Source organism: Paenibacillus sp. FW101-FHT12H11, assembly GCF_058790355.1.
This window is the reverse complement of sequence record NZ_JBYTCO010000020.1, coordinates 14,665-38,421: the sequence shown is the minus strand read 5'-3', so window position 1 is coordinate 38,421 and position 23,757 is coordinate 14,665. Positions and strand designations below refer to the sequence as shown.

14 protein-coding genes and 3 pseudogenes are annotated in these 23,757 nt (G+C 40.2%); 16 read left to right on the top strand and 1 reads right to left on the bottom strand.

The window, feature by feature from the left end:
- The first annotated feature begins 279 nt into the window (after window positions 1-279).
- The 10 genes and pseudogenes from AC3WTJ_RS36670 (at window position 280) to AC3WTJ_RS36625 (ending at window position 13,390) form a co-directional block, all read left to right on the top strand.
- Entirely contained in the window at window positions 280-1,320 is a 1,041-nt protein-coding gene (locus AC3WTJ_RS36670) for a hypothetical protein (RefSeq protein ID WP_492526626.1), read from the top strand.
- A 182-nt stretch (window positions 1,321-1,502) separates the two neighbouring features.
- Window positions 1,503-3,971: an RHS repeat-associated core domain-containing protein gene (locus AC3WTJ_RS36665; protein ID WP_492526624.1), complete on the top strand. Its 2,469-nt coding sequence runs from the start codon at window positions 1,503-1,505 to the stop codon at window positions 3,969-3,971.
- Window positions 3,972-3,994: 23 nt separating this feature from the next.
- Window positions 3,995-4,261 (top strand): CPCC family cysteine-rich protein, encoded by a 267-nt coding sequence (locus AC3WTJ_RS36660; RefSeq protein ID WP_492526622.1) that lies wholly within the window; start codon window positions 3,995-3,997, stop codon window positions 4,259-4,261.
- 712 nt (window positions 4,262-4,973) lie between these two features.
- Window positions 4,974-5,515, top strand: a pseudogene (locus AC3WTJ_RS36655) (site-specific integrase).
- A 1,224-nt stretch (window positions 5,516-6,739) separates the two neighbouring features.
- The gene (locus AC3WTJ_RS36650) at window positions 6,740-7,171 is read left to right on the top strand and encodes a transposase (protein ID WP_492526620.1); all 432 of its coding nucleotides are present in this window, start codon (window positions 6,740-6,742) and stop codon (window positions 7,169-7,171) included.
- 394 nt (window positions 7,172-7,565) lie between these two features.
- Window positions 7,566-8,567 carry a glycosyltransferase family 4 protein gene (locus tag AC3WTJ_RS36645; protein WP_492526618.1) on the top strand — a complete coding sequence of 334 codons (1,002 nt, stop codon included), beginning with the start codon at window positions 7,566-7,568 and terminating at the stop codon, window positions 8,565-8,567.
- Window positions 8,568-8,585: 18 nt separating this feature from the next.
- Window positions 8,586-9,704, top strand: a complete 1,119-nt coding sequence (locus tag AC3WTJ_RS36640) for a glycosyltransferase family 4 protein (protein ID WP_492526616.1) — start codon at window positions 8,586-8,588, stop codon at window positions 9,702-9,704.
- A 23-nt stretch (window positions 9,705-9,727) separates the two neighbouring features.
- On the top strand, window positions 9,728-11,011 hold the full coding sequence (locus tag AC3WTJ_RS36635; protein ID WP_492526614.1) for a protoporphyrinogen/coproporphyrinogen oxidase: 1,284 nt from the start codon (window positions 9,728-9,730) through the stop codon (window positions 11,009-11,011).
- Between the two features lie 614 nt (window positions 11,012-11,625).
- Window positions 11,626-12,728, top strand: a pseudogene (locus AC3WTJ_RS36630) (slipin family protein).
- A 320-nt stretch (window positions 12,729-13,048) separates the two neighbouring features.
- Window positions 13,049-13,390 (top strand): DUF805 domain-containing protein, encoded by a 342-nt coding sequence (locus AC3WTJ_RS36625; RefSeq protein ID WP_492526612.1) that lies wholly within the window; start codon window positions 13,049-13,051, stop codon window positions 13,388-13,390.
- A 678-nt stretch (window positions 13,391-14,068) separates the two neighbouring features.
- Here the strand turns inward: AC3WTJ_RS36625 and AC3WTJ_RS36620 are convergent.
- Window positions 14,069-14,761, bottom strand: coding sequence for a YHYH domain-containing protein (locus AC3WTJ_RS36620; RefSeq protein WP_492526610.1), 693 nt, complete (start codon window positions 14,759-14,761; stop codon window positions 14,069-14,071).
- Between the two features lie 219 nt (window positions 14,762-14,980).
- Here AC3WTJ_RS36620 and AC3WTJ_RS36615 point away from each other — a divergent pair, with 219 nt between their 5' ends.
- From AC3WTJ_RS36615 to AC3WTJ_RS36590, 6 genes and pseudogenes are all read left to right on the top strand, one after another.
- Window positions 14,981-15,952: an aldo/keto reductase gene (locus tag AC3WTJ_RS36615; RefSeq protein ID WP_492526608.1), complete on the top strand. Its 972-nt coding sequence runs from the start codon at window positions 14,981-14,983 to the stop codon at window positions 15,950-15,952.
- Window positions 15,953-15,981: 29 nt separating this feature from the next.
- Window positions 15,982-16,851: an NAD-dependent epimerase/dehydratase family protein gene (locus tag AC3WTJ_RS36610; RefSeq protein WP_492526606.1), complete on the top strand. Its 870-nt coding sequence runs from the start codon at window positions 15,982-15,984 to the stop codon at window positions 16,849-16,851.
- Between the two features lie 157 nt (window positions 16,852-17,008).
- A pseudogene (locus AC3WTJ_RS36605) lies at window positions 17,009-17,191 on the top strand (hypothetical protein); the annotation flags it as partial.
- Window positions 17,192-17,258: 67 nt separating this feature from the next.
- Window positions 17,259-17,639 (top strand): iron chaperone, encoded by a 381-nt coding sequence (locus AC3WTJ_RS36600; protein ID WP_492526604.1) that lies wholly within the window; start codon window positions 17,259-17,261, stop codon window positions 17,637-17,639.
- 444 nt (window positions 17,640-18,083) lie between these two features.
- Window positions 18,084-19,376, top strand: a complete 1,293-nt coding sequence (locus AC3WTJ_RS36595; protein WP_492526602.1) for an O-antigen ligase family protein — start codon at window positions 18,084-18,086, stop codon at window positions 19,374-19,376.
- An 86-nt stretch (window positions 19,377-19,462) separates the two neighbouring features.
- The gene (locus AC3WTJ_RS36590; RefSeq protein WP_492526600.1) at window positions 19,463-23,641 is read left to right on the top strand and encodes an S-layer homology domain-containing protein; all 4,179 of its coding nucleotides are present in this window, start codon (window positions 19,463-19,465) and stop codon (window positions 23,639-23,641) included.
- The last annotated feature ends 116 nt before the right edge of the window (window positions 23,642-23,757 follow it).

Here is a 23,757-nt window from a genome sequence, read left to right as displayed (position 1 = left end):
TATTTCTTCGATTCAGAGGGGAGAATTCTATCCATTTCTGATGCTTATAATAATTCAATACTGTTTACATATACTCAAGATGCAGTCTATGGTAAAGTTTTATCTTCTATACACGATGTAATCGGAAACAGTATTGATATCGCTTATACAACAGATAAAGTTACTATAACAAGCGCTGATAAAATAATTACCTATAATAAAGTTGAACAACAGGTAGAGTTTCCAGATAAGCCTTGGAGAAATACCAAAACGGAAATATTAACTTCTGTTCAGGATGCTATGGGTAGGACAACCAGTTATTCTTATTTAAATAATTATATTTTTCCAGTATTTAATCTTTTTACGAAAAATATTTCTGATGATTTATCTACATCAAATAAAATGGCTTTACTTAATAAAGTTGTTTATCCAACGGGTTCAGAAACAGTCTATTCATATGAGAATAGACCAGTTACACGTGATGTCGGAACAGGATCGGTCTCCCAAGGCTATCGCATAATTAGTAGAGAAGACCAATTAATCAATGGAGGAGTAAGCACATCCTTTAATCGCAAGAATTTTGAATATCCTACCGACATCGGTAAAGTGTATTGTACCCAAGTTGAATACGGTTATATTAAAAGTTGTGGCGACGTCTCATCTACAACAGTTATAAAAGATGGATTAGTTACCCGAACATTTGAAAATTTAAAACATTATGAAACCATTAATGGTGGCGCTCTCGCAAGACTTCCGTATGAGTATTATTATAATACAAGAATCACGGAACAAGATGGGGATTTGAGAAAAGTAACGGAATACACCTACGATAAGGAGCGCAATTTCCCAAACCCAATTAAAACTAATATTCAAACGTTAACAACGACGAAAGCATCGACTCCTGTTTCAGTAAGCGCAACCTTTGATAAATTCGGAAATGTACTTACAGAAACGGACCCGTATCAGAACATAACAACATACACCTACGATGCTAACGGTAAACTTAGTACTATTCTAAAACCGATTAACTCCACCCTTAAGTCTTATACGACTTTTAACAGAAATCAGCAGGGGAGCGTAACGGAACTTTCGGTTAAAGAGAATGACCAGGATGGTTTACAATTATTAAAACTGAACAATAGTTATGATACTTTTGGAAATCTGGTCAGTGCAACTGCAACAGATGGAACTAATACGAGTACAGTTAATAAAATATATTCCACTAATGCGCCTTATAACAGTGCGTTTATGACACAACAAACGATTCAAGCGACAGATGCTGATGGTATTACTACTCCGGTGACCCAAACAATTGATTATGAAGTACTTCAGGGAACATAAAACAGTTCACGAATGGTAAAACGCAATCAACAAGTTATCAATACGATAAATTAGGCAGAATATTATCGGCTACTTATCCTGATGACAACAAGGTTACAGTTGCCTACGATGATGTAAACAACACAATTACAACGACGGATGAAACTGGCGTTCAAAAGCGATTAAACTTTAATGGATTAGGAATGAAGGTCTCAGAAGGTATCATTGGAAGCGGTACTTACCTCTATGGATATGATACCTATAGCCGGCAAATATCAGTTCAAGATGCATTAGGGCATACAACACAGTTTGGTTATGATAATTGGGGAAGAAAAGTAACCGTTATTAATCCTGATAACACCCAATTAAAAATTAGTTATGATGATATCTACCGTACACAAACGTCAACAGATGCGGAAAATAACCAGTACCTCAGCTCCTATGACCTTCTTAATCGATTAACAAAAAAAGAGTGGTTAAAACCATCCGGTTCCATTCAACTGGCTAAATACGATTATGATTTTGTGGGAAATGCGGTAAATACGGTTGACGGGAACGGAAACTCGACCAAATATAAGTTTGATGTATTCAGTAGATTAATATCTGTCACCGATGCTTTAGCTCAAACTACGAATTATTCCTATAATTACGCCGATAAGATTACTCAAATCAAGTATTCGGATGGAAATATGGATCAGAAGTTGTACGATGCATTAGGACGTCTTGTGCAAAAAGTGGATTCGACTGGCCAAATTGAGAAGTATTATTACGATTTGAATAACAACTTGATTAAACATTTGGATCGTAAAGGTCAGACTCAGACATTCACCTATGACCAACGTAATCGATTATCGCAAAATATAACAGCCAAAGAAACGATCTCTTACACTTACGACGCAGCAGGCCGTAGACTTAGCATGACGGATGTAACGGGCACTACTTTTTATTCTTATGACACCATTACAAAGTTGCTTAATAAAGTTGCTTACCCTGATAATAAAACAACACAATACCAGTACGATGTTCAAGGAAATCTTAAGCAACTGACGGATCCTTTTAATCAAAATACATTTTATAATTATGATGTTCTTAATAGACTAACCAATGTAGGTCCAACTCTAAATACATGGGATGCCACTTACACATATAAAGCCAATAGCCTCTTATCGACCATATTAAATAATAATGGTGTCTCAGCAAGTTATAGCTACGACGGAGGTAATTTAACTAATTTAACAGAGCGTAATTCAAGTGGGACCGTAATTAACACATTCAACTATGGTTATGACAACAATTCAAATCAAACAAGTAGAGTTGAGAATGGACAATCAAACTCCTTTACGTATGACCCTCTAAATAGAATTAACACTTCAAGTCAGTTTGCGGAACAGTACAGTTACAATTCCCGTGGAAATCGTCAAACCTTACAGACCTCTGGAACAGTTAATATTAATCCAGGTAATAATCAATACGACGAGCGAAATCGACTGATTCAAGTCAATAAGCCAGACGGAAGTAGTGTAGCTTATAAGTACAACGGCGATGGGCTCTTATGGGAACGGACGGAGAATGGTCAGACGACAAGATATTATAACAATGGTGCCGATGTTATTGCAGAAGGTAACGTTGTTAATGGTGTTGCAGCGCTAAAAGCGCGATACATCCGTGGCAAGGGGTTAGTGGCAAGGGAGGACTCCGCACGTAAGTCATACTACCTCCACAATGGTCATGGTGATGTGGTAAACTTAATGGATAGTACTGGAATGTCGAAACTTAATTCGTATTCGTACGATATTTGGGGAAACATCGTCAGTCAAACGGAAAGTATAGCACAGCCATTTAGATACAGTGGTGAGATGTTTGATGATTCAACGGGTTTACAGTACTTGCGAGCACGTTGGTATGACCCAAGCATGGGGCGGTTTATTAATGAGGATAGCTATGAGGGGCAGATTGATAATCCGCTGAGTTTGAATTTGTATACGTATGTGCAGAATAATCCGTTGACGAATGTTGACCCTACTAGACATTGGTGTGAGTCCTCAGATGGTAATTATGCACATGCTGGTGGATGTTATGGTACAAGTGACAAGGAGACTTTTGCTGATGTAGGTGGTTCTCATTACTCAGCTGACTTTGAACATGATGGGGATTTAACATATTCAGCTGGAAAGGAAACTGGTATCTATGAGCATATTGAAGGCGCACATGAAGATCATACATGGACTGGAGTGGTATTTGATACCGTAGTTACGGGAGGAGTTGGAGCAAGTGGAAAGCTGATAAAAGGTGGAGTCTCAAAATTATTTGCAAAAATAGTTGGGGCTGAGATAGCGGAAAGTTTGGCATATTCTGGGGTCAGAAATACTGCTGTCGATTTTATGAATGCTAAGGGGAAAAGCACATTAGCCAGACATTTAGCGGATCATGCAGATGATTTCGGAGTTACAACAGAATCAGAATATTTAAATGCCGCAAATAACTTCCTTTTGAAAAAGGCCAATTCGACAACAAAGGCATTTACATCAAATGAAGGAACGTATTTCAGATATGATACCGCAACAAATGAGTTTGGAATAATAAACAAATTTGGAGGAATTTCAACATACTTTAAACCAGGTCCTGGGCTTGAATATTGGTTAGAACAAGTAAGCAAATATGCACCGAAATAATTGAATTTGAATAGAGGTAAAACATGAAGAAGTATAAATGTCCTTGTTGCGGATTTTTCACATTTGAAGGTGCTTCTGAAGAGGATCTATTATTCGACTATTGTGAAGTTTGTTTATGGCAATATGACCCTGTTGTTCATGATAAACCTGATACTCTTATAGGTGCGAACCATATTTCATTAAATCAGGCAAGGGAAAATTACAAACAATTCGGTGTTTGCAAACCTGAAAACAAGAGTAAGGTAAGAGAACCATTAGAAGAAGAATTGCCAAAAAATAATTTGGAGTAAGTTTAGTCCTGAACCTTGATTGGCATTGTGCCTTTCAAGGTTTCTTTTTATCCGCCGCTGTATCGCTAACATCACAAATAACCGCTAGAACGATGCTAGCGGCTGTACGTTCAACTCAGCCAACGATTTTTAAGATGTTTGATTTATAGCATATTACGCCTGAGAACCACTTTACTACTCTGACCGATTCTGAACTAGTCTGCGACGTTGTGTGCGTAGCTGTTAATCAGCATCAATACGACAATCAAGAGACGTAGCTGTTAATCAGCATCAATACGACAATCAAGAGAGAACAGAGGGACGTTTCTGTTCGGCAGGATTCGTTCGGTGCTTACCCTGTCATTTAGATGAAATACAAGTTTTATCGAAGGTCATAAAGTGAAGCAATGTCTAGGAGATGCAGCGCATAGGGCTTTTGGGGAGGAAGCTAAGAAGTGATTGAATTTTAGTACCCCCTGGGTCGTATTTAGCTGGAAGCAATGCATGGTACAAAACAGAATCCTTCTAAAGTGGTAACATGAACAAGACGTTGTCGGTATTCATCCCCAGACCACACAATTGTCATTTTGTTGCATCATGAAAACTCATGAAAGCTTGTACAGTCAACGTTCTTGTCGAATCCTCCTAAATTCCCACTGGACAATGCAACATAGTGGATGGTACAGTTCCAGCCAATGAAACATATTGGATGGGAAAGGGAGTGCCGACACTAATGAACGTAGTCCAGCCGATTCGTGACAAAAACAAGATTGAAGAAATTAAAGACCGTCTACAACGCCAATCTATTCGTGATGAATTTCTATTCACTCTTGGCATTAATAGCGGTCTACGTATTTCTGATCTTCTACCGCTACGTGTGGTTGATGTGAAGGATAGTCGCACATTACGATCAAGGAGAAGAAAACTGGCAAAGACAAGCGTTTCAAGATCAACAGCAACCTCCGTACCGTCATTGATGATTACATCAAGCGCATGGACGAAGAAGAGTTTCTGTTCGCTTCTAGGAAGACAGGATTGCCAATTCGAAGAGAACAAGCGTATAAGATTCTCAATACCGTTGCAAAAGAGGTTGGGCTTGATGAAATTGGTTGCCATACTATGCGTAAATCGTTTGGCTTCCACTTCTACCAGAAGACGAAAGACGTAGCGCTTTTACAAGAATTGTTTAATCACTCTGCACCTAGCGTTACTTTGAGATATATTGGCATTAACCAAGACATAATGGACAAAGCGATTGATGATTTTAGCTTGTAAATGGGGTTAAATGGGCAACAACCACGAATGGAATTGAATGTCCAGTGTGGCTGTTGCTTTATTTTATATGAAGAAGTGTAAAAGGTTACGCTATTTTAGCCAGAGAAAACCCTTGTATTATTTGCAATTAACGATTTGTTCTTGATTCCCATCGTTATCGCTACTTCTTTCGTAAAACCGTATACGATTAGTGCGATTTCGTCCGAACAAAATAGCATGGTTTATCGCAGAAATTAACATGAGTCGTTACCGCTCACACATCAAGAGCAGGGACTCTTTCGATTGTATTTACTTTTTTCGAAACAGGTATGAAATTTGGGGTTTACAGAATACACAGATACAGAACTCTCCTTGCTTTCTCAGTTCTATTTCTGTATCTATTTTTTTAGTACTGTTCCTGTTCTGTATTTATATTCTGTAAACCCCAGAAAACTAACCTGTCTAAAATGGCAACATACTTCCGTCAACATCTTCCTCAGTCAGTTTTAAAAACGCTTTGAAAGAGCCATCCTCACTGCTGTTAGAGATATTTCCATGTTCATTTTCGTATGCGTGTATGCTCAGCACCGATCGTTTTTCTATGGGAACTGATAATTTACCAAATTGACTATATTCCTTCGCCCAATACGTGTTTGGTCGTCGCAAGTGTTGCGGTAGGTCAAAAATGTAATTGCTGATCTTCCATCGTATCATGTTATGTTCTTTCAAGCGTTCCATATAAGTATCAACAATCCCATCTGGTAGCATTCTAGAACCTTTAACTATAGATGATCAAAAGTAAGCTAGAACTCATCTGTTGCTACAGTCTTGTTACGATTAACGATAACGATAAAAACTGCATAATCTTGAACATAATGCTTTTTAGTTTTTGTGATATTCCCTTGCAGATATTGGTTGTTCAGAGTTGATTGCTAGAAAATTTAAAGTTAAACGATAGCATGTGTCGTATCAAAACATGGGGGGGATGGTTATTATCAAAACGCCTTAGTTTTAACTCACAAACATGCTATGCACATCTGTAGCGACAGCCATGCTGGAATTGAATGCGATACCTAATCGCTAGAATCATCTTCAACAATAAGCTGACTTAATCTGATACAAGCAGATGGCAGTACCAAGCGTGAGTATCAGGAAGACAGGGATTTTATTATCCAAAGTCACATTCGACGCATACGGAACTGTAAGGAAGAACTTCAAGCTACTGAGGAACGATTGACAGTAATAATGAAGGAAACAGAGTATAAACTAGAATCTATGTATGGCATTGAATTGGTAACAGCGGCAGGGTTTGTTGCTGAAATTGGGAACATACATAGGTTTACAAGTCCCGAAAAATTAGCACGTTTTGCAGGAATTGCTCCTGTAGTTTATGGCTCTGGCGACAACCACAAGCACTACAAATGCAAACAAGGCAACAGAGTCTTGCATGAGTTGTTTTATAGGCTTGCTTGTAGACAGATTGGAACGAAGCGTGGAAGCAAAGAGCCAAATAATCCATATTACTATGAATATTATCAACAGAAGATGTTGGCAGGAAAGACAAAGACACAAGCAATCATATGTATCATGCGGAAGTTAGTTGATGTGGTCTATGCTTTGATGAAGAATAAGACAAATTATGTCAAACCAACAATACAATTGAAGCAAGCAGGGTGATATACTTGGTGGTAACTGGAAAAACGGTTGCCATCTTTTTTATCCCATAAGAACGGTTTTATTAACTAGGATACGTATGAAGGGCAGATTGATAATCCGCTGAGTTTGAATTTATATACGTATGTAAAATGCCCACTGGACAATGCAATATAATGGATGGTACAGTCCCAGCTAATGACACATATTGTAGGATAGGGAGTGACAACTCTAATGAACATAGTGCAACCAATTAGACAAACTAGAAAGATTGAAGAAATTAAAGACCGTCTACGTCGCCAGTCAATTATCTGATAAGGATTTATTTCTCTGTAAAGATATGGTAGTATAAACAGGACGTGTTGTTCTTTATTGAGAACACTTGCAGTAATAACACTGATTTAACGGAGAGAATACTATGCAACTAATCATCTTCTTTCTAGCAGCCCTAATATGCATGATATTGACGCCAATTGCGAGAGTCATAGCTAAGAAACTAAATATTGTTGATTCCCCTAATACCGATTTGAAAAAGCACAGAGAACCCATTCCCTATTTAGGTGGAGTGGCAATTTTCGCTGCAATAGTTATTTCTATGGCTATCTTCAAAGGAGATTCAAACCTACTATTAAACGCTCAGCAACGGGGATTATTGTTAGGCACATCAATCATTTTAGTAATTGGGTTAATTGATGATATGAAGGGAATGACCCCTAAGATTAAACTGGGCTTACAATTGTTAGCGGCTTATATCGTTTGGTTTCAGGGAATTGGTTTTTCATTGTTTGATCATTGGTATTTAAATATGGCACTTACATTGATTTGGGTTGCAGGCCTGTCGAATGCTTTCAATTTAATCGATATCATGGACGGTCTCGCCGCGGGAATTGCTGCTATATGTGCTTTGTTTCTTGCGTTGTTCCTTCTACTATCGGGCGATCCATTCCACAGCACCTTAATGGTAGTTGTATCCGGATCATGTCTTGGATTTCTAATTTTCAATTTTAAACCCGCCAAGATCTACATGGGTGATACCGGAAGTTTACTGCTGGGCTTCTTGCTTGCCTGTACGGTAGCTCATTGGGCCAAAGATCAACAGCTTAATCATCATTTCATCGTACCGGTATTAATTTTGGGGATACCGATTTTTGAATTGTTCTTTGTATCGATACTTCGGATAAAGGCCGGGAAGTCTCCGCTATTAGGAAGTCAGGATCATTTTGCCTTAAGGCTTATTAAGATGGGATTTTCGGTCAAAAGAACGGTGGTTCTGACTTACGTCTGCTCTGTAGCCTTTGGCGCTATAGGTTTTATGATTTTATTTTTTCACTATTTTACATACGGTTTTGTGGCGTTCACTCTAGCGTTTGTATGCTTTGCTGCACATAGATTAAGCCAAGTAAAAATAAACAAAGCTTAACTTGAGGAGTCAGACCAGATGGCTAAAATATTGTTCATCGTTCCTTATGCCAAGTGTTACTTGAATTTTTATTGGGATCTTATTGAATCGTTGGTGCAAGACGGGCATCATGTGACGGCGATAGCTCCAGATACCGATGCGGAGGTCGATTTGACTGCTATAGGTGTGAGGTTTATTCAGATTCCGATAAAAAATACAGGCATTAACCCGTTTTACGATATACGCAGTGTTTGTTATTTGACCCGAGTTTTACGAGAGGAGCGTCCCGATATCCTTTGCTGCTACTCAATTAAGCCTATACTTTACGGCTCTCTGGCTGCCCGGATGGCAAGAAGCAGAAGAGTCTTCGTGACAGTCACAGGTTTAGGTTATTTATTTACAGGACGCACATGGAAACAGCGGTTGCTGCTACCTCTTGTCACCTTTTTGTATCGATTTGCTTTTCAACATTGTGAAAGGGTCTTCTTCGAGAACCCGGATGATTTACGTTTATTTAAACAGCTTGGTTTAATCAAGAGGAACAATACGACCATCGTGAATGGTTCAGGCGTTAATCTCAATAAATTTACAATGACCGGAAATCGCCCTGTCCCAAGCCAAGTCTCATTAACTTTTATACTAATCGCAAGAATAATTAAGGACAAAGGAATCTACGAGTACATCGAGGCGGCGAGGATTTTAAAGGCTAAGTATCCTGCTGTAAAATTGTCCCTCTTAGGACCATTTGATTCGAATCCGAGTTCCATCAGCAAATCACAAGTTGCAAAATGGATGGAAGAGGGAGTGGTCGACTATCTGGGGGAGGCAGCCGACGTGCGCCCTTACTTAAGGAATTCGAATATTTTCGTCCTACCTTCCTATCGCGAGGGCACCCCCAAATCCACACTGGAAGCCATGGCAATGGGACTGCCAATAATTACGACTGACGTACCTGGGTGCCGTGAGACAGTCATTCAAGATTTTAACGGACTGATAGTCCCTGTAAAAAATGGGGGAGCACTTGCCGCAGCGATGGAACGTTTTATCTTGAACCCGCAAATGGCAGAAGTCATGGGAGCAAATAGTAGAGAGCTGGCTGAGTCTAAGTACGATGTCCGCAAAGTAATCGGAAAAGTAAGAGACATGATACAGATTTAATTAAAAAGGGGAGACACATGTCCATGTACATAATTGGAGCTGGGGTGACCGGATTAGCTTTTGCGTCGGCATCGGGACGCGGAAACGTGCTGGAGAGCGCTCCGGAGCTAGGGGGAAAAGCATCTTCGTATCATGTTCAGACATCTGTCGGCAAATTTACCTTCGATATCGGCGGACATTGGTTCCATCTTCAGAACGCACCGAAAGTCATGCAATTACTGGATGGCCTTCCTCTCGAGAAACATGTACGACAAGCATTCGTATATTGGGATAATAAGTGGTTTGATTTTCCAATTCAGCAGAGTTACAAAGCACATCCCGATCATCGTCTGGTCGATCAGATTGAATATGAATTAACTGTAATTGCCAACGAAGCAGCGACGAGGAGCCGTGGCTATCTGAATTATTCGGACATGCTGCTCCATTCTTATGGTCCTACTTTGTTTGAGTGTTTTTTCAGAGATTATAATGTGAAAATGTTTGGGGTGCCGAACTTATCACAAATCCAAATCGGCCAATATGAAGAAGTCAGGAATGTACGCACGAATCAGAGCATCGAGGGGTATAATCATTATTTTTACTATCCGAGAAGTGAATTAGGAGCTTCAGCTATTCCTTTGCATTTGGCTCAAAATAAGCAAATTCAATTTAGTTCCCACGTCCAATCGATAAATTTACATCAACAAACCATGAGCATAAATAATCGAACGTCTCCTTGGAAAACCATTGTATCAACGATGCCTCTGCCTAAATTGATTGATATAATTACCGATGTTGATCCTGATATTGTCTATTTGTCCCAGCAATTGCAATCGAGCAAAGGGTTCATTCTCAACTTAGGCGTTAAGAGAAATCCAATGCATGCCAACAAAAGCTGGATTTACATACCTGATCTTAAGTACCGTTTTTACAGGATCGGATTCTATAGTAACGTTGAGTCTAAAATGGCGCCAGAAGGCTACAGTTCCATGTATGTGGAATGTTCACCGCTGTTTTTTCAGAACCAACAAGAGGCTTTGAACTTGGTTCCGCATGTTATAAAAGACCTTATGGATATCGGTATGATTGAGGATGAGAGGGATATCATTACCTTGAGGCCAATCTACTTGGAACATAATTATTGTTTACCGAATAGTAAGGTAACTGCTCATATCCAAAGCTACTTGCGGCGGCATGGCATTTACAGTATTGGCAGGTATGGCAGCTGGCATTGGTCCAGTCAACACGAAGATATGCAGCAGGCCATTACTTTAGCTGAGGAGTTGGACGCGGTATCCAATTTTAGAGATATGTTAGGGGTTCGATAGAGCCTTAGTAAAATAAATCCCTCTGTCATAGTGGCAGTGGGATTTATTTGCATAATGAGCTAAAATGGAAAACTTTTGCATCATCGTAATACTTTCGCCATGTTCGTTATTTGGAAAATAAGCGAAGATAGAACCTGTAAGGCTTACATTGTTTCTTGTACGAACGGTCGTAACGAGGCGAGGATATCAAGATATCCCGCAGTGCTGTGCATCGTATGCTACGGTATCCTGTACGCTCGGATCGGTAAGAAACCACCATTTGGGGTTCGATTCCCCACTCGCATAGTGAGCGATTCTGGTAGAATACTCGACTTCCCATCGAGCGATGAAAACTCAATTAGACCTGTTAGCGGGAATCCTCGGCCTCCTTCGGGTAGGCACTGATGAAGCAGCTTTGCAGCCTGTGGATACCGGTCGAGAAAAAAAAGTACAAGACCACGTAACGGCAAGATGAGTGAGCGCAGGCTGGAATGGAAGCCGACATCACCATCAGAAAGTTTCGTGCGCAGGTACTGATTTTCCAACCTTAAGCTGGCTCCGCTTCCGACTCAGGGGGATTTCCTCATATAAGGTCACAACACACCGCAAAGTTTCCATGAAATGAGGAGATATATATGTTTAAAAAAGTGATTGTTAAGGCTGACGAACGAGGATTATTGTTTAAGAAAGGCAGTTATGTGAAGCACTTACAGCCAGGTGCTCATCGATTAGCTCCATTTTCAGATGATGAAATTGTGTTGTTAAATGTCACTAAACCATTTGTCGTACAGGGAAAGGATCTGAACTTATTTCTTCAGGATGAACGGTTGCTTGAGGAGATTACGGTTATCAATGTTCAGGATCATGAGTACGTGCTTCATTATGAGGATGGAAAATTCGTATCGCTTCTGATAGCCGGTAAATATGCTTTCTGGAATGCGCTGAAAAAGCACGACTTTACCCGAGTCGATATTCGACAACCAGAGGTTGGTGCAGACATAGATAGAGCTATATTTGCGAAAGTTGCCGGATATCTTTATGTTTCGGAAGTGGCCAGCCACGAGACAGGATGCTTTTTTATAACAATGTCATGCAGAAGGAGCTTGCCCCAGGAAAATATTACTTCTGGAAGGGGCCAGTAATCGCCTCGATAAAAACCGTGGATTTACGGCAGCAGCAGCTGGATATGAGCGGTCAGGAAATGATGACGGAGGATAAGGTAACGCTTCGCTTAAATTTCGTCTGCCAGTACAAAATTATCAATCCGCTGCGCGCACTGGAGATCAAAGCTTTCGAGGATCAGATTTATATTCTGTTGCAGCTAATTCTGCGTGAGTATGTCGGGACATTGAAGCTTGATGACCTGTTGCGGATGAAGCAAGAAATAGCGGCATTCGTACTGTCTCGTCTGAACGAAAAGAGTGAGGACTACGGGGTTCAATTCTTTTCCGCCGGTGTAAAGGATATTATTCTTCCTGGGGATATCAAAGAGATACTAAACACAGTACTGTTAGCAGAGAAGAAAGCTCAAGCAAACTTGATTACTCGTCGTGAGGAAACCGCTTCTACCCGCAGTTTGCTTAACACAGCTAAGTTAATGGACGAGAATCAGACGCTATTCCGCTTGAAGGAGCTTGAATTTCTCGAGAAAATTTGTGATAAAATCGGGACGATTTCGCTTACCGGTAGAGACAATCTGCTGGAACAGCTGAATTCGCTGGTTGGGGGAGCTAAGTAAAAGGTAATGTTGTGAATCCTCAACTATTCAAACAGTAAATCTCTACATCCATGTGATGTAGGGATTTTTTATTTTTGGCCAGTAATATCCATGTTTTAATCATCAAGACAACCCTCATCAAAATACATATAAGGGCATAGCATTATTTGGAGCCTGAAACGCCTTGGCTTTATTCGGGGAGGTGGAGTGAGAATATGCAAACATTCCAAAGGGGGGCAGAGTCTTTACAAGATTAAATAATTACATACAAATGCGAAGGAGACTGTAAAAAGGAAACCGTTTTATGAATCCAAGTTGGTGAATATAAAGGAGGAAGATACATGGAGTGGTATTCAAAGGTGTTGAAAAACTACGTTGGATTTTCAGGTAGGGCTCAACGCAAGGAGTACTGGATGTTTGTGCTTTTTAATCTGATTATCTCCATCATCCTTGCCATATTGGAATCCTTATTGGGGATTACAAATGTTTTGACTGGCCTGTACTCACTGGCGGTTCTATTACCGTCTTTAGCCGTTGCATGCCGGAGGCTTCATGATACCGGGAGAAGTGGTTGGTGGATTTTGATTGGATTAATTCCACTTATCGGTGCGATTATTCTTATCGTATTTTACTGCCAAGACAGTGATCCTAATGAGAACCAATATGGACCTAATCCTAAGTAGTTAGCATAAGCAGGTGCAGTAGCGTCAGAATAGAACCCCATCCTAAATAGGTGGGGTTTATTTGCTGTTAGATTATTTTGAAATATAAAAAGCGTTGTTTGCATAATTAGATCGTAAAGTAGGCAAATAATGACCCCGCAAGAATGAGGATCAGGCATACAAAAAAGTTAGCTTTTTTTTGACTTAGTTTTATCTTTTCAAAAATAAAAATAACTACTCCTACTAGAAATAAATACTGAATTGATGAAAGAATATTGTTATTTGGAATTATGAAAAAGATATTCTTAGATAATTGAGCTAACCCTGCAAAGATACATAGTACTAGGAAAATTAAGGGGATACGAAGTTTCAAAAAAACCACCTCTCATAATTTTAGGGATTTAATGCTCTAAAATTGTGTTATATATAATTATACTATAATAGTATATAATTTCCAATTTATTGATATTGCAATTAATAGGGGTCATTGATTCAATTGTTTTTAAAAAACAGTATTAGTTTTAGCAGTTTTGCAACAACTGTATGGGGTAAATTGGAATTTATTTAATTTAACCGCAAAGTTTACTAAGTGAAATCTCAAGACAAAAGACACCCGTGTGGGTGTCTTTTGTCTTCCTCTCTATTTCCCCTGCAATCTCACTTATGCTGAAGTACTAACTAACTAACAATTTTAGAATCTTATTTAGAAATATAAAAAGTGTTGTTTTCAAACTTTATGGCTAAACCGAGTTCATCAACCGCATAATGCCATGTCATTGGAAAATAGGTTACATCATTTAGCACCAATAGCGGGTATTCCTCGGAACCATTATCAATCCAAGCATCATTCACATAGATATTAAAATCAGGTTGACTAGCATACAGGTTAGAGCTAGTACTTCCATAATCCAATTCAAGCTTTCCAGCCTTATTGGAAGTCTTGCGAATGACGAATCCAGTTTCAGCGTCCCATACTGTTTCTAGAGCAAGCGCTTGAGTAAACTTAAAGGTCATTGGAAAATACGTAATGTCCTTATAAGAAATGACGGGATATTTAAGGGCCGAGTTGGTGATTGAAGTACCATTCACGTTAATCGTGTATGTTGGCTTTTCTACTTTGACATACCCACTTGAAACTGTTTCTACAGGTGTTGCTGCTGGTTTAGCATTGGAAGTTGACCCGCCGGATGATGTTGATGGCGAACTGCTTCCGGAGGAAGATCCACCATTGTGATAATGGTAGCCGGTACATAATCCTTTGGCCTTGGAACTGGCTGAGCAATTATGCCCGCCGTTCGCATCCGTCCTACCTGAATGTGCGTAAGCGGATTGTGAGAAAGTCGTTACTAGAATGAATGATAATACTAGTAGTCCTATTTGCCTAAATTTCATTGCTGTCCATCTCCTAAATATAGTAGTTTTTACCTACGTGATGATACCAGATATTTCAAGGGCTTTCAAATATTATTTTTATGTAGCATGCGGTTTTTATTTTTCGATCCCCCCACTTACGCCAAAGTAACTAACTGACAACTTTTTCAGTTCTTATGCAGCTTTTCCTTTGCCTGTATAATAACAAGTGTAAGTAAATCAGTGGATGGAGGACGGAAGATGAACGTTAGAACTCTTGGAAAAACAGGACTGCAGATATCAGAAATCGGTTACGGTGCATGGGGAATCGGTAAAACGGCTTGGATCGGCGCTTCCGATGAGGAATCCATTCAAGCACTGAATCGCTCGATTGAGCTGGGGTTGAACTTTATTGATACGGCTCTAGGTTATGGCGACGGCCATAGTGAACGACTTGTCGGACAAGTGGTGAAAGCCCATGATAAGCCTATCTATGTAGCGACCAAAATCCCTCCGAAAAACAGACAATGGCCGGCACGCGACGGCGTACCTGTGGAGGAGACTTTTACAGCGGAGCATGTCATAGCAAGTACAGAGCAAAGCCTGCGTAATCTAGGTCTAGAGACGATTGATGTGCAGCAGTTCCACGTCTGGTCGGACGAGTGGGTGGGACAGGGAGACTGGCTGGAGGGGATTCGCAAGCTGAAAGAGCAGGGCAAAATCCAACACTTCGGCATATCCATTAATGATCATCAACCGAACAATGCGCTCAAGCTGATTGAAACGGGGCTCGTGGATACGGTGCAGGTGATTTATAACATTTTCGATCAAAGTCCTGAGGATCAATTGCTTCCTGCCTGTGCAGCGCACAATGTAGGCGTTATTGTCAGAGTCTCGCTGGATGAAGGCGGTCTCACGGGCCGTATTACACCTGACACGACGTTTAGCGAAGGCGATTTCCGCAACAACTATTTCCGGGGTGATCGCAAGCAGCAGGTGTATGATCGCGTTCAGAAGATTACAGCTGATCTGGATATTGCTGTTGAACAAATGCCGGAAATCGCACTGCGGTACGTGTTAAGCCATCCTGCTGTGTCAACGGTCATTCCGGGTATGCGCTCTGTGCGCAACGTGGAAGCAAATATGCGTGTTGGTGACGGACAAGGACTGACCAAGGAACAAGTGGAAAAGCTGAAAGCGCATCGTTGGATTCGGGATTTCTATAGAGGTTGATTAGACAAAACGAGGAGGATTTAGCGTTCATGGACAAAAAGAGGATCATTGTAACTGGCGGCAGCGGTAAGGCGGGCCAGTGGATTTTAAAACATTTTGTGGAAAATAATTATGATGTCATTAATTTGGACGTGAAAGCTCCAGCGGAACCGATTTGCCGGACGATTATTACTGATCTCAATGATCTGGGTCAGGTACATAATGCGATATCGCAATTCAGTACTGGCAATCGGAAAGAGGTCGAGGGTATTGTGCATTTTGCCGCTATTCCTCAAGCCTATACACATACGAATGAGGTATGTTTCCGTAATAATGTGATGAGCACTTACAATATTCTAGAGGCGGCGGCCAACTTGGGGGTCAAGAAAGTCGTGCTTGCGTCGAGTGAGTCCTCGTATGGCATTTGTTTTGCCAGTGAATTTTTCGAGCCTAATTATCTACCCATCGATGAAGATCACCCACAGTTGCCGGAGGACAGCTATGGCTTGTCCAAAGTGGTGAATGAAGTGACCGCGCAGGCGTTCAATCGGCGTACCGGTATGCAGGTGGTCAGTTTCCGCTTAGGCAACATTCTGGTGCCCGAAAGTTACGAGCAGCTGAAAGCTAACTTCGATAATACGGACGCGCGTTTGCGCATCCTGTGGTCCTACATTGATGCAAGGGACGTAGCTACTGCTTGTCTTAAAGCCATTGAGGTCGATGGGCTTGGCGCGGAGGCGCTTATCATTGCAGCGGATGATAGCTCGTCGAATCGGCCAACGCTGGATTTAGTAGCGAAGTACCTGCCTGGTGTAAAAGAAATTCGTTCCTCGTTAGAGGGAAGAACATCTCTTATTTCCAACGCGAAAGCGAAGAGATTATTGGGCTGGGAACCACAAATTAAAGTGATGGAGCAGTAACGAGAAGAGGTAATGAGAAGCAAGCCAATCCTTTGGGATTGGTTGCTTTTTTTATTGTAGGGAATGGTATATGCGATTGAACATTTTCTACCAATCACCGTCTTAAGCCCTACCTACTGTGATATAATGGTAATAATTGAGATAGAGGAGCGGCATGATGAACTTCGATAACATCGATCGATTAAAAAAAGAATTAGATGGGCTCAGGCCTCTGCCTGCGGCTGCTTTGAAAAATTTGGATGAAGTTTACCGAATCGAGTAGACATATAACTCTAATGTAATTGAAGGTAACACGCTTACTCTCCTAGAAACGAAACTTGTTCTTGAGGAAGGTTTAACGGATTTCCGCCGGCTATCGTAAAAGCAGCAAATATATTGGTACGGTCAAGTGACCTAAAGGAGAACCTATGAAAGAAAAAATCACATACACATCCATCGATGAGTACATCTCCGCCTTTTCGCCGGATATTCAGGAGATTCTGCAAAAGCTGCGAGAAGTCATTAAAGAATCCGCCCCGGACGCCAAGGAAAAAATCAGCTATGCGATGCCAACTTTTGAGCAGCACGGGAATTTGGTGCATTTTGCAGCTTTTAAAAATCACATTGGATTTTATCCGGCACCGGACGGAATTACCCAATTCCAAGATGAGGTCGCAGAATATCATGCGTCAAAAGGAACTTTGCAATTTCCACGTGGCAAACCGATACCTTATGAATTGATCAGCCGGATAGTGAAGTATAGGGTTGCTCGAAACATAGAGAAGGCGAAGAGTAAGAAAAAGAAGTGAATGTTTTAACAGTTACTTACCGTCTATTCACGCTTAAATGTGTGTTGGGCGGTATTTCTTGTTCAAGTCGCAAATCTTCCTATGATAAAATATGGTTACAAAAGTCTCTAAAGATGGATGATTCATGAGACCGTCACCAATTTCGTAATCGAAAAAGGAGTTATCCACAACTATTCTTCTCCTAAGGACAAGTACTACTAGATTTAAACGGAGGACAACACTATCCAGAAATTTATCTATATCGTCATTTTACTCTTTTTGGGACTGGGTCTCCTAAAACAAGGCTATCTATATGAATTAAATTATTTATTCGCCAATATCTTTCTAGTCGCTGCATTTTTAATCTACAGCCTTACAATTAAGCAGATACGCTTACATCTGGTGCATCTATGTTTATTCTTAATCGCTTTACTTTACTGGATTAGTGTGTTTATCGCGGCAGATGTGGAAAATGCCATTTTAGAGGCTATCAAAATAACCACCATGCTCCCATTTGCAATACTTTTTTCTGCCCTGTCCAAAGAACAAATGATGAAAATTTTCAGATGGATTCCTTACATGGGAGCATTCCTCGTTGTGATTGGAGTCATCTTTCAGTTGGAGAGGCAGCAACGACTAGAATCAACAATAGGTTATGCCAACGCATTAGCTATTTTCTTATTGGTTTCTCTGTTAATGAGTATCTTCTTTTACATGAGGAAAGCCAGTAAGATTGACTTCATATTGATGATTATTCAAGCTACAGGACTTCTACTTACATTCTCCAGATCAGTATGGGTGCTGTGGATTGTGTCAGTTGCTGCATTGGCATTATTTCAAGAGTTCCGGAAGAGAGCTATTTGGCTAAAAATAGTGTCTGTTCACTTTATTAGTTTTGCAGTAGCAGCTTTATTAAAAGGGGATATGCTCTTTTTTTGGTCAAGGCTCAAAACGATCCAGCCAGAAACCTCTGAATTTCAGATGAGGCTTATGTACTGGAAAGATAGCTTACCCATGATTACCGATTATTTTTGGCTTGGAACAGGCGGAGGAGGATGGAGTGTATGGCAATCCTTTTACCAATCGCAAGCGTATTTTGTTCGGTTTGTACATAATCATTATTTACAATTAGCACTAGATATAGGTGTATTCGGATCTTTGTTGTTTATATTAATTGCCATAATCCTATATTATCGCAGCTTTGCTCTGTATAAATCATTAAAAACAGTTGCTGAGAACCATTCGCTAGTATGGATAAAAGGAGTTGTGCTAGCGAGCACTGTTCTACTCCTTCATGCCGGATTTGATTTTGATTTTAGTTTTCTTTTCATCCTCGCTATCTTCCTTATGTTTGTTGAGTACATTATGGTACAGAGTCCAGATATGGCTACAGTACTAATCAATCCAAGTAAGTCTGTAAAGGCAATTCTATCTATTTGTCTGGTAGTCATGTTGTTTTTCACAAGTTGGGTGGAGGTAGGGAAATACTTTCAGATGAGAGGCCAGAATAACGTTGCAATTGGGAATATGCAATCGGCGATTCAAGATTATTCGATAGCACAGAAATTGATGCCTTGGGGTGCATCGGCCTATTATGACATGGCGAAAGTGTATGTTTTACTTGGGAATAAGTCAGGAAATCGTAATGATTATTTGGAGGGGAAGAAACAAGTTGAACAAGCGGTGAATCGACTTCCTCATGAGAGGTTGTACCAACAGTTAAACGAGGATCTTTATGAAAATTTAATGAAGGAATAAAGTTGATTTATAAGATGATTATATCATTTATGGTATAATCATTTTTGTTTAATTATTCCATTACTTCGAAGAGGTGGCTTGGATTCATGAGTTATTGGAAACATATTCTCCAAAAGATGGGTTTGTCTTTAATTGTCGTATTTATCATCCAGATTATTTTGCCTACAGTTTCGTTTGCTTTTCCTGGCTTTTTTATGTATTCACCGGAAGATGGGAGATTAAGAGGCTACGTTTATGTGAAAGATCCTACGAAAGTGTCCGTAGACATAACGAATAATGGATCGGTAACAACCATTACTTATGATAGTAACAAGGATAAATTATCATTTCATGATAGCACTTATTATGGGTATGATGATGCAAATCTCAAATTGAAAAATGTTAATATCAATCAAGTCGGCTATACAGCTAACACAGCTCCTAGCAGAATCGTAGCTTCAGATGGTCAAACCACGCAGGAGTTCACCAAAGAAATAGATTCATATGGAAATGTTCGGTATTTTGGTGACAATACGAAACTTGGCTTATATCGTATAGTAGGTGAGCAATATTTATCTAAAGTAAATGCTAATACATATATACCCCGGAATAATCAGCTTGTGAGTTTCATACCTGCTAGCGACGATTCGAACGCCATACAGCTCTCGTTGCCATCGGCAAATAACCTACCTGCGATAGATTTCGGTCATCTTGCTCTATCTGACTTCTTATTAAAAGATGTTACCGCAGGGACTAATGTAACTTTAACAAGTCTTAATAGGTTAACTGGATATGAAACACTACAACAATATCCTAACAGTTATTTCAACAGCGTTATAACACTGGAAACATCAACATCACTAGTTAAAAATCATGAGTATGAATTGAGCTTATCTTCATTAAGCAACGGTGATGAGTTAAAGCTTCCTGCACAAGGGACTTATTCTTTTAGTCTGACACTGGGTAAGGTAAAAGTTGAATTCGCAGATCAAGGAAAACCTAATTATGACTTCTTTGAGGGTCACAGTGCTGCTTACTTTGATAATGTACAAATAAAGGATAGTCGACAGTTAAGGATTAGTCCGGAAGCGATGACTGTGGGGCAAGAGAAAGATTTTAAAGTGTTCAATCAATTTGATGATGGGACGGTTAAGGATGTTACGGATTATGAGATTGCTGCGTTGACGTTTTCTGATGTAAAAAATAAAGCAATTTCTTTGGATAGCACAACTAAAAAAATTACAGCTCTCAACCCAGGTTTAGCATCATTAGTAATAAAACTTAATGGAGTACATTATCCTTTCACTATTACTGTTATAGCTGTCAGTACAGGTGGAGGGGGAGGTAGTGGGTTCTTTCAGTACTTCTTGGAAGATCAAGACCTAACTCGTGGTCAAATTCACCCGAAAGTATCTTGGATGACATCTTCTGAGCCGCTCTATTCTGGATATGAACTAACCTTCTCTGATACAAATGGTTCAACGATCGGTCAAACGATAAACGTTCCTAAGCAGGTAACAACAGGGGGTGGATTTAATTATTTCGATATTCCAAATAGTTCATTGCCGCTCGGTGCTGTATATGTTGATCTAACTCCAAAAGACTTAGCTGGTCATAAGGTTTCAGAAATGTATCGTATGCAAATTTTTGATAACACATCGAATAGCCCAGTCCTAACAGGAGGTAATCCCGCAATCCCGGTACCGGTCATTCAGGATATGCAGTTTGATGATCAAGATACAAGACTGTGGAACTTGGGTGGACACATTGCTTGGTATGATGCATCAACGAGTCCCTCTTCTGCTACTTCTTACAGCCTTTATTTTGTAGATGCAAATAACGTGAAGCTGAAGCCTATTGCGGAGATACAGCGAAATAACTTTAAACGTCCTTATCAAGATCTAGATCTACCCAGCTATGAAATTACATTGCCGAATGGTTTTGTGATGCCAGAAGGTGCTCAGAAAATAGGCATTTTCGGAAAGAATGCTCAAGGAGAAAGTACTCAGGGCTATTATTATAGATTCTGGGATAAAATTGCGGGGACAATGGGGAATGATTATTTCGAAGATACTGATAATCGTGCAAATCACATAAACGGAACCTTGAACTGGACACCGATGCTAAATGAAACTAATATCGTAGGTTATGTAGTACAGTTCCTTGGAAAAGATTTCGAACCTATTGGTAAAAGCTTTGCACAAATTGAAAAAGGGCAGCAGCAGTACAGTGTATCTATTCAGGAAGATGAAATTCCAGTTGAGGCCAAAGTTATTACACTCAGTGCTGTGAACGCTGACGTTAAATATTTTCCAGTCGGGACTTATTCTATCTCAGACAATATTCTTGGAGAAGCGACTAGTTCCTTACCTGTAGACCAGCTATTGCCTGGGATAACTCAGCTCATGAATTGGGATTTAGATGGTGAACTAGGAGAAATAGGCGGATACATGTACTTTAACGCTGATTACAGTGCGATAAATTCGTCAATTCTGCGTTATGATATTTATTTTGTTAATGATCAATTGCAAAAAATGAAGTCTATTATAAGCTTGCCTAAAAATAATGTTGGATATTACCCAACAAGTATCCCAATGAACACTAAAATACCGAACGGTGCAACCAAGCTCGCTGTTTATGGAATTACAGCAACTGGCGAGAGTGTGCCGAAAACAATTGATTTAAATGACCGAATCTACAGCCCATCTTTATTGCCAAGTCAGATTAGAATAACCAACAATAAGTCAGACTTAGCGGATACGATTACAATTACAGGGTTGCAGGCATATGATGCTGTTAGTATATACCGTGATGTCAATTCATCAAATGCTTTCTTAGTTGGTTCTGTGGAAGATAAAGCTTCTTCGATATCATTCAGTGTGCCGCAGTTAGGGAAAGAAGAGGGGAGTTTGTATTTTGCTCTTCAACGTAACGGAGGAATTCGGAGTCTAAAGGTACTTAAATCCTACGATAAAGAGCCAACGATAGGCGGCGCCGTTGGAGGAGGGGGTGGCGGTGGCGGCCCAGTGGGCCCTGCAGAACTCTTCAAATGGGATATCGTCAATCAAAATGGTGCGATTCGCGTATCATCGAGTATCAGTCCTGAACAATTAAAAAAGCTAGTAGAAGAACAAGCTAAAGCTAGCAAAAATGAAGTTCTAATCGACTTAAAGACTACTGCTGATGGCTACGACTTCAAGCTCAATGCTCGTTTAATTGATGAGATTAAAAGCAAGCTAGAAGATCCTGTTCTAGTTTTTAATACGACTATAGGAACAGCGAGAATCCCTTTTGACGTACTTCAAGATGCATTGAAAGCAAGTGGTGGAAAGGATTGGATGAGTCTTAGAGTTAGCGTTGATAAGCTCCCGACGGCCGACCAACAGGAATTAGAAAAATCGATTGCTTTAAATGGGGGAGAGAGTGTAGGTAATGCTCTAACTTATGAACTTTCACTTATTGACGATAGCGATAGCATCGTTGCGACTATTGATTCGTTTTCCGAATTTGTTGGACATAATGTTCTTTTACCTAAAGATTTTAAGTTAAATCCAGGTGAAAAGTTAAACGGAGCCGTATGGGATCCTCAATCCAAAACGTTGGCTTCCGTCCCATTGACCATAATTTGGGACAAAGATGACAAGCCTGCATACGCAACACTTTGGAGAAAAGGGAACTCCATCTATACGGTGTTTAAATCGCAAAAACAATTTGCCGATGTAGAAGAGGGCTATTTTGCCAAAGATGACATTGAGTCATTAGCGGCTAGCAACGTGATTCAAGGATTTGAAGATGGTTCTTTCCGTGCTGATGAGAACGTAACTCGTGCGGAGTTTGCGACACTTTTAGTTAGAGGCTTGGGCTTAAAACCAGCAAGTAGCACGTATAAAGGATTTTCAGATGTTAATGATGCGGATTGGTATAGTCAAGCTGTCTATACGGCAGTAAGCTCGGAACTTATTAGTGGGTATGAAGATGGAACCTTCCGTCCAGCGCAAAATATTACGCATCAAGAAGCCGTCACGATGATTAGTAATGCTTTGAAATTCATTAATAAGGCAATAAAGTTGGATGATTCAGAGCGTGCGCGATATGCACAGCGTTTAACTGAATTATCCTGGCCAGTAGATGAGTGGGCAATCGATGCTGCTGCTATGGCGATGAAAAGAAATATACTGAATGCAGGTAATGGATTTTCCTTTGAAAAGGATGCCAAGACGACGCGCGGTCAAACCGCTCTATTGATTAATAAACTGCTTCAGAACGCAGCTTGGCCAAAGAATTAACATATTTGTCTCACTCATCGCATATCCATTAACAAAAGCATAAAACAGGCAAAGGTGCCTCAGGTCCAAGAACGTCGAGCGTTCTCCGAACCGGGGCACCTTTTTGCTTCCATTCG

Excerpts from the sequence above, each read along its gene's own strand:
- AC3WTJ_RS36590 (WP_492526600.1), top strand. The coding sequence starts at position 19,463 with ATGAGTTATTGGAAACATATTCTCCAAAAGATGGGTTTGTCTTTAATT.
- AC3WTJ_RS36615 (WP_492526608.1), top strand. The coding sequence starts at position 14,981 with ATGAACGTTAGAACTCTTGGAAAAACAGGACTGCAGATATCAGAAATC.
- AC3WTJ_RS36610 (WP_492526606.1), top strand. The coding sequence starts at position 15,982 with ATGGACAAAAAGAGGATCATTGTAACTGGCGGCAGCGGTAAGGCGGGC.
- AC3WTJ_RS36625 (WP_492526612.1), top strand. The coding sequence starts at position 13,049 with ATGGAGTGGTATTCAAAGGTGTTGAAAAACTACGTTGGATTTTCAGGT.
- AC3WTJ_RS36620 (WP_492526610.1), bottom strand. The coding sequence starts at position 14,761 with ATGAAATTTAGGCAAATAGGACTACTAGTATTATCATTCATTCTAGTA.
- AC3WTJ_RS36600 (WP_492526604.1), top strand. The coding sequence starts at position 17,259 with ATGAAAGAAAAAATCACATACACATCCATCGATGAGTACATCTCCGCC.
- AC3WTJ_RS36645 (WP_492526618.1), top strand. The coding sequence starts at position 7,566 with ATGCAACTAATCATCTTCTTTCTAGCAGCCCTAATATGCATGATATTG.
- AC3WTJ_RS36665 (WP_492526624.1), top strand. The coding sequence starts at position 1,503 with ATGAAGGTCTCAGAAGGTATCATTGGAAGCGGTACTTACCTCTATGGA.
- AC3WTJ_RS36640 (WP_492526616.1), top strand. The coding sequence starts at position 8,586 with ATGGCTAAAATATTGTTCATCGTTCCTTATGCCAAGTGTTACTTGAAT.
- AC3WTJ_RS36670 (WP_492526626.1), top strand. The coding sequence starts at position 280 with ATGGGTAGGACAACCAGTTATTCTTATTTAAATAATTATATTTTTCCA.
- AC3WTJ_RS36635 (WP_492526614.1), top strand. The coding sequence starts at position 9,728 with ATGTACATAATTGGAGCTGGGGTGACCGGATTAGCTTTTGCGTCGGCA.
- AC3WTJ_RS36660 (WP_492526622.1), top strand. The coding sequence starts at position 3,995 with ATGAAGAAGTATAAATGTCCTTGTTGCGGATTTTTCACATTTGAAGGT.
- AC3WTJ_RS36650 (WP_492526620.1), top strand. The coding sequence starts at position 6,740 with ATGAAGGAAACAGAGTATAAACTAGAATCTATGTATGGCATTGAATTG.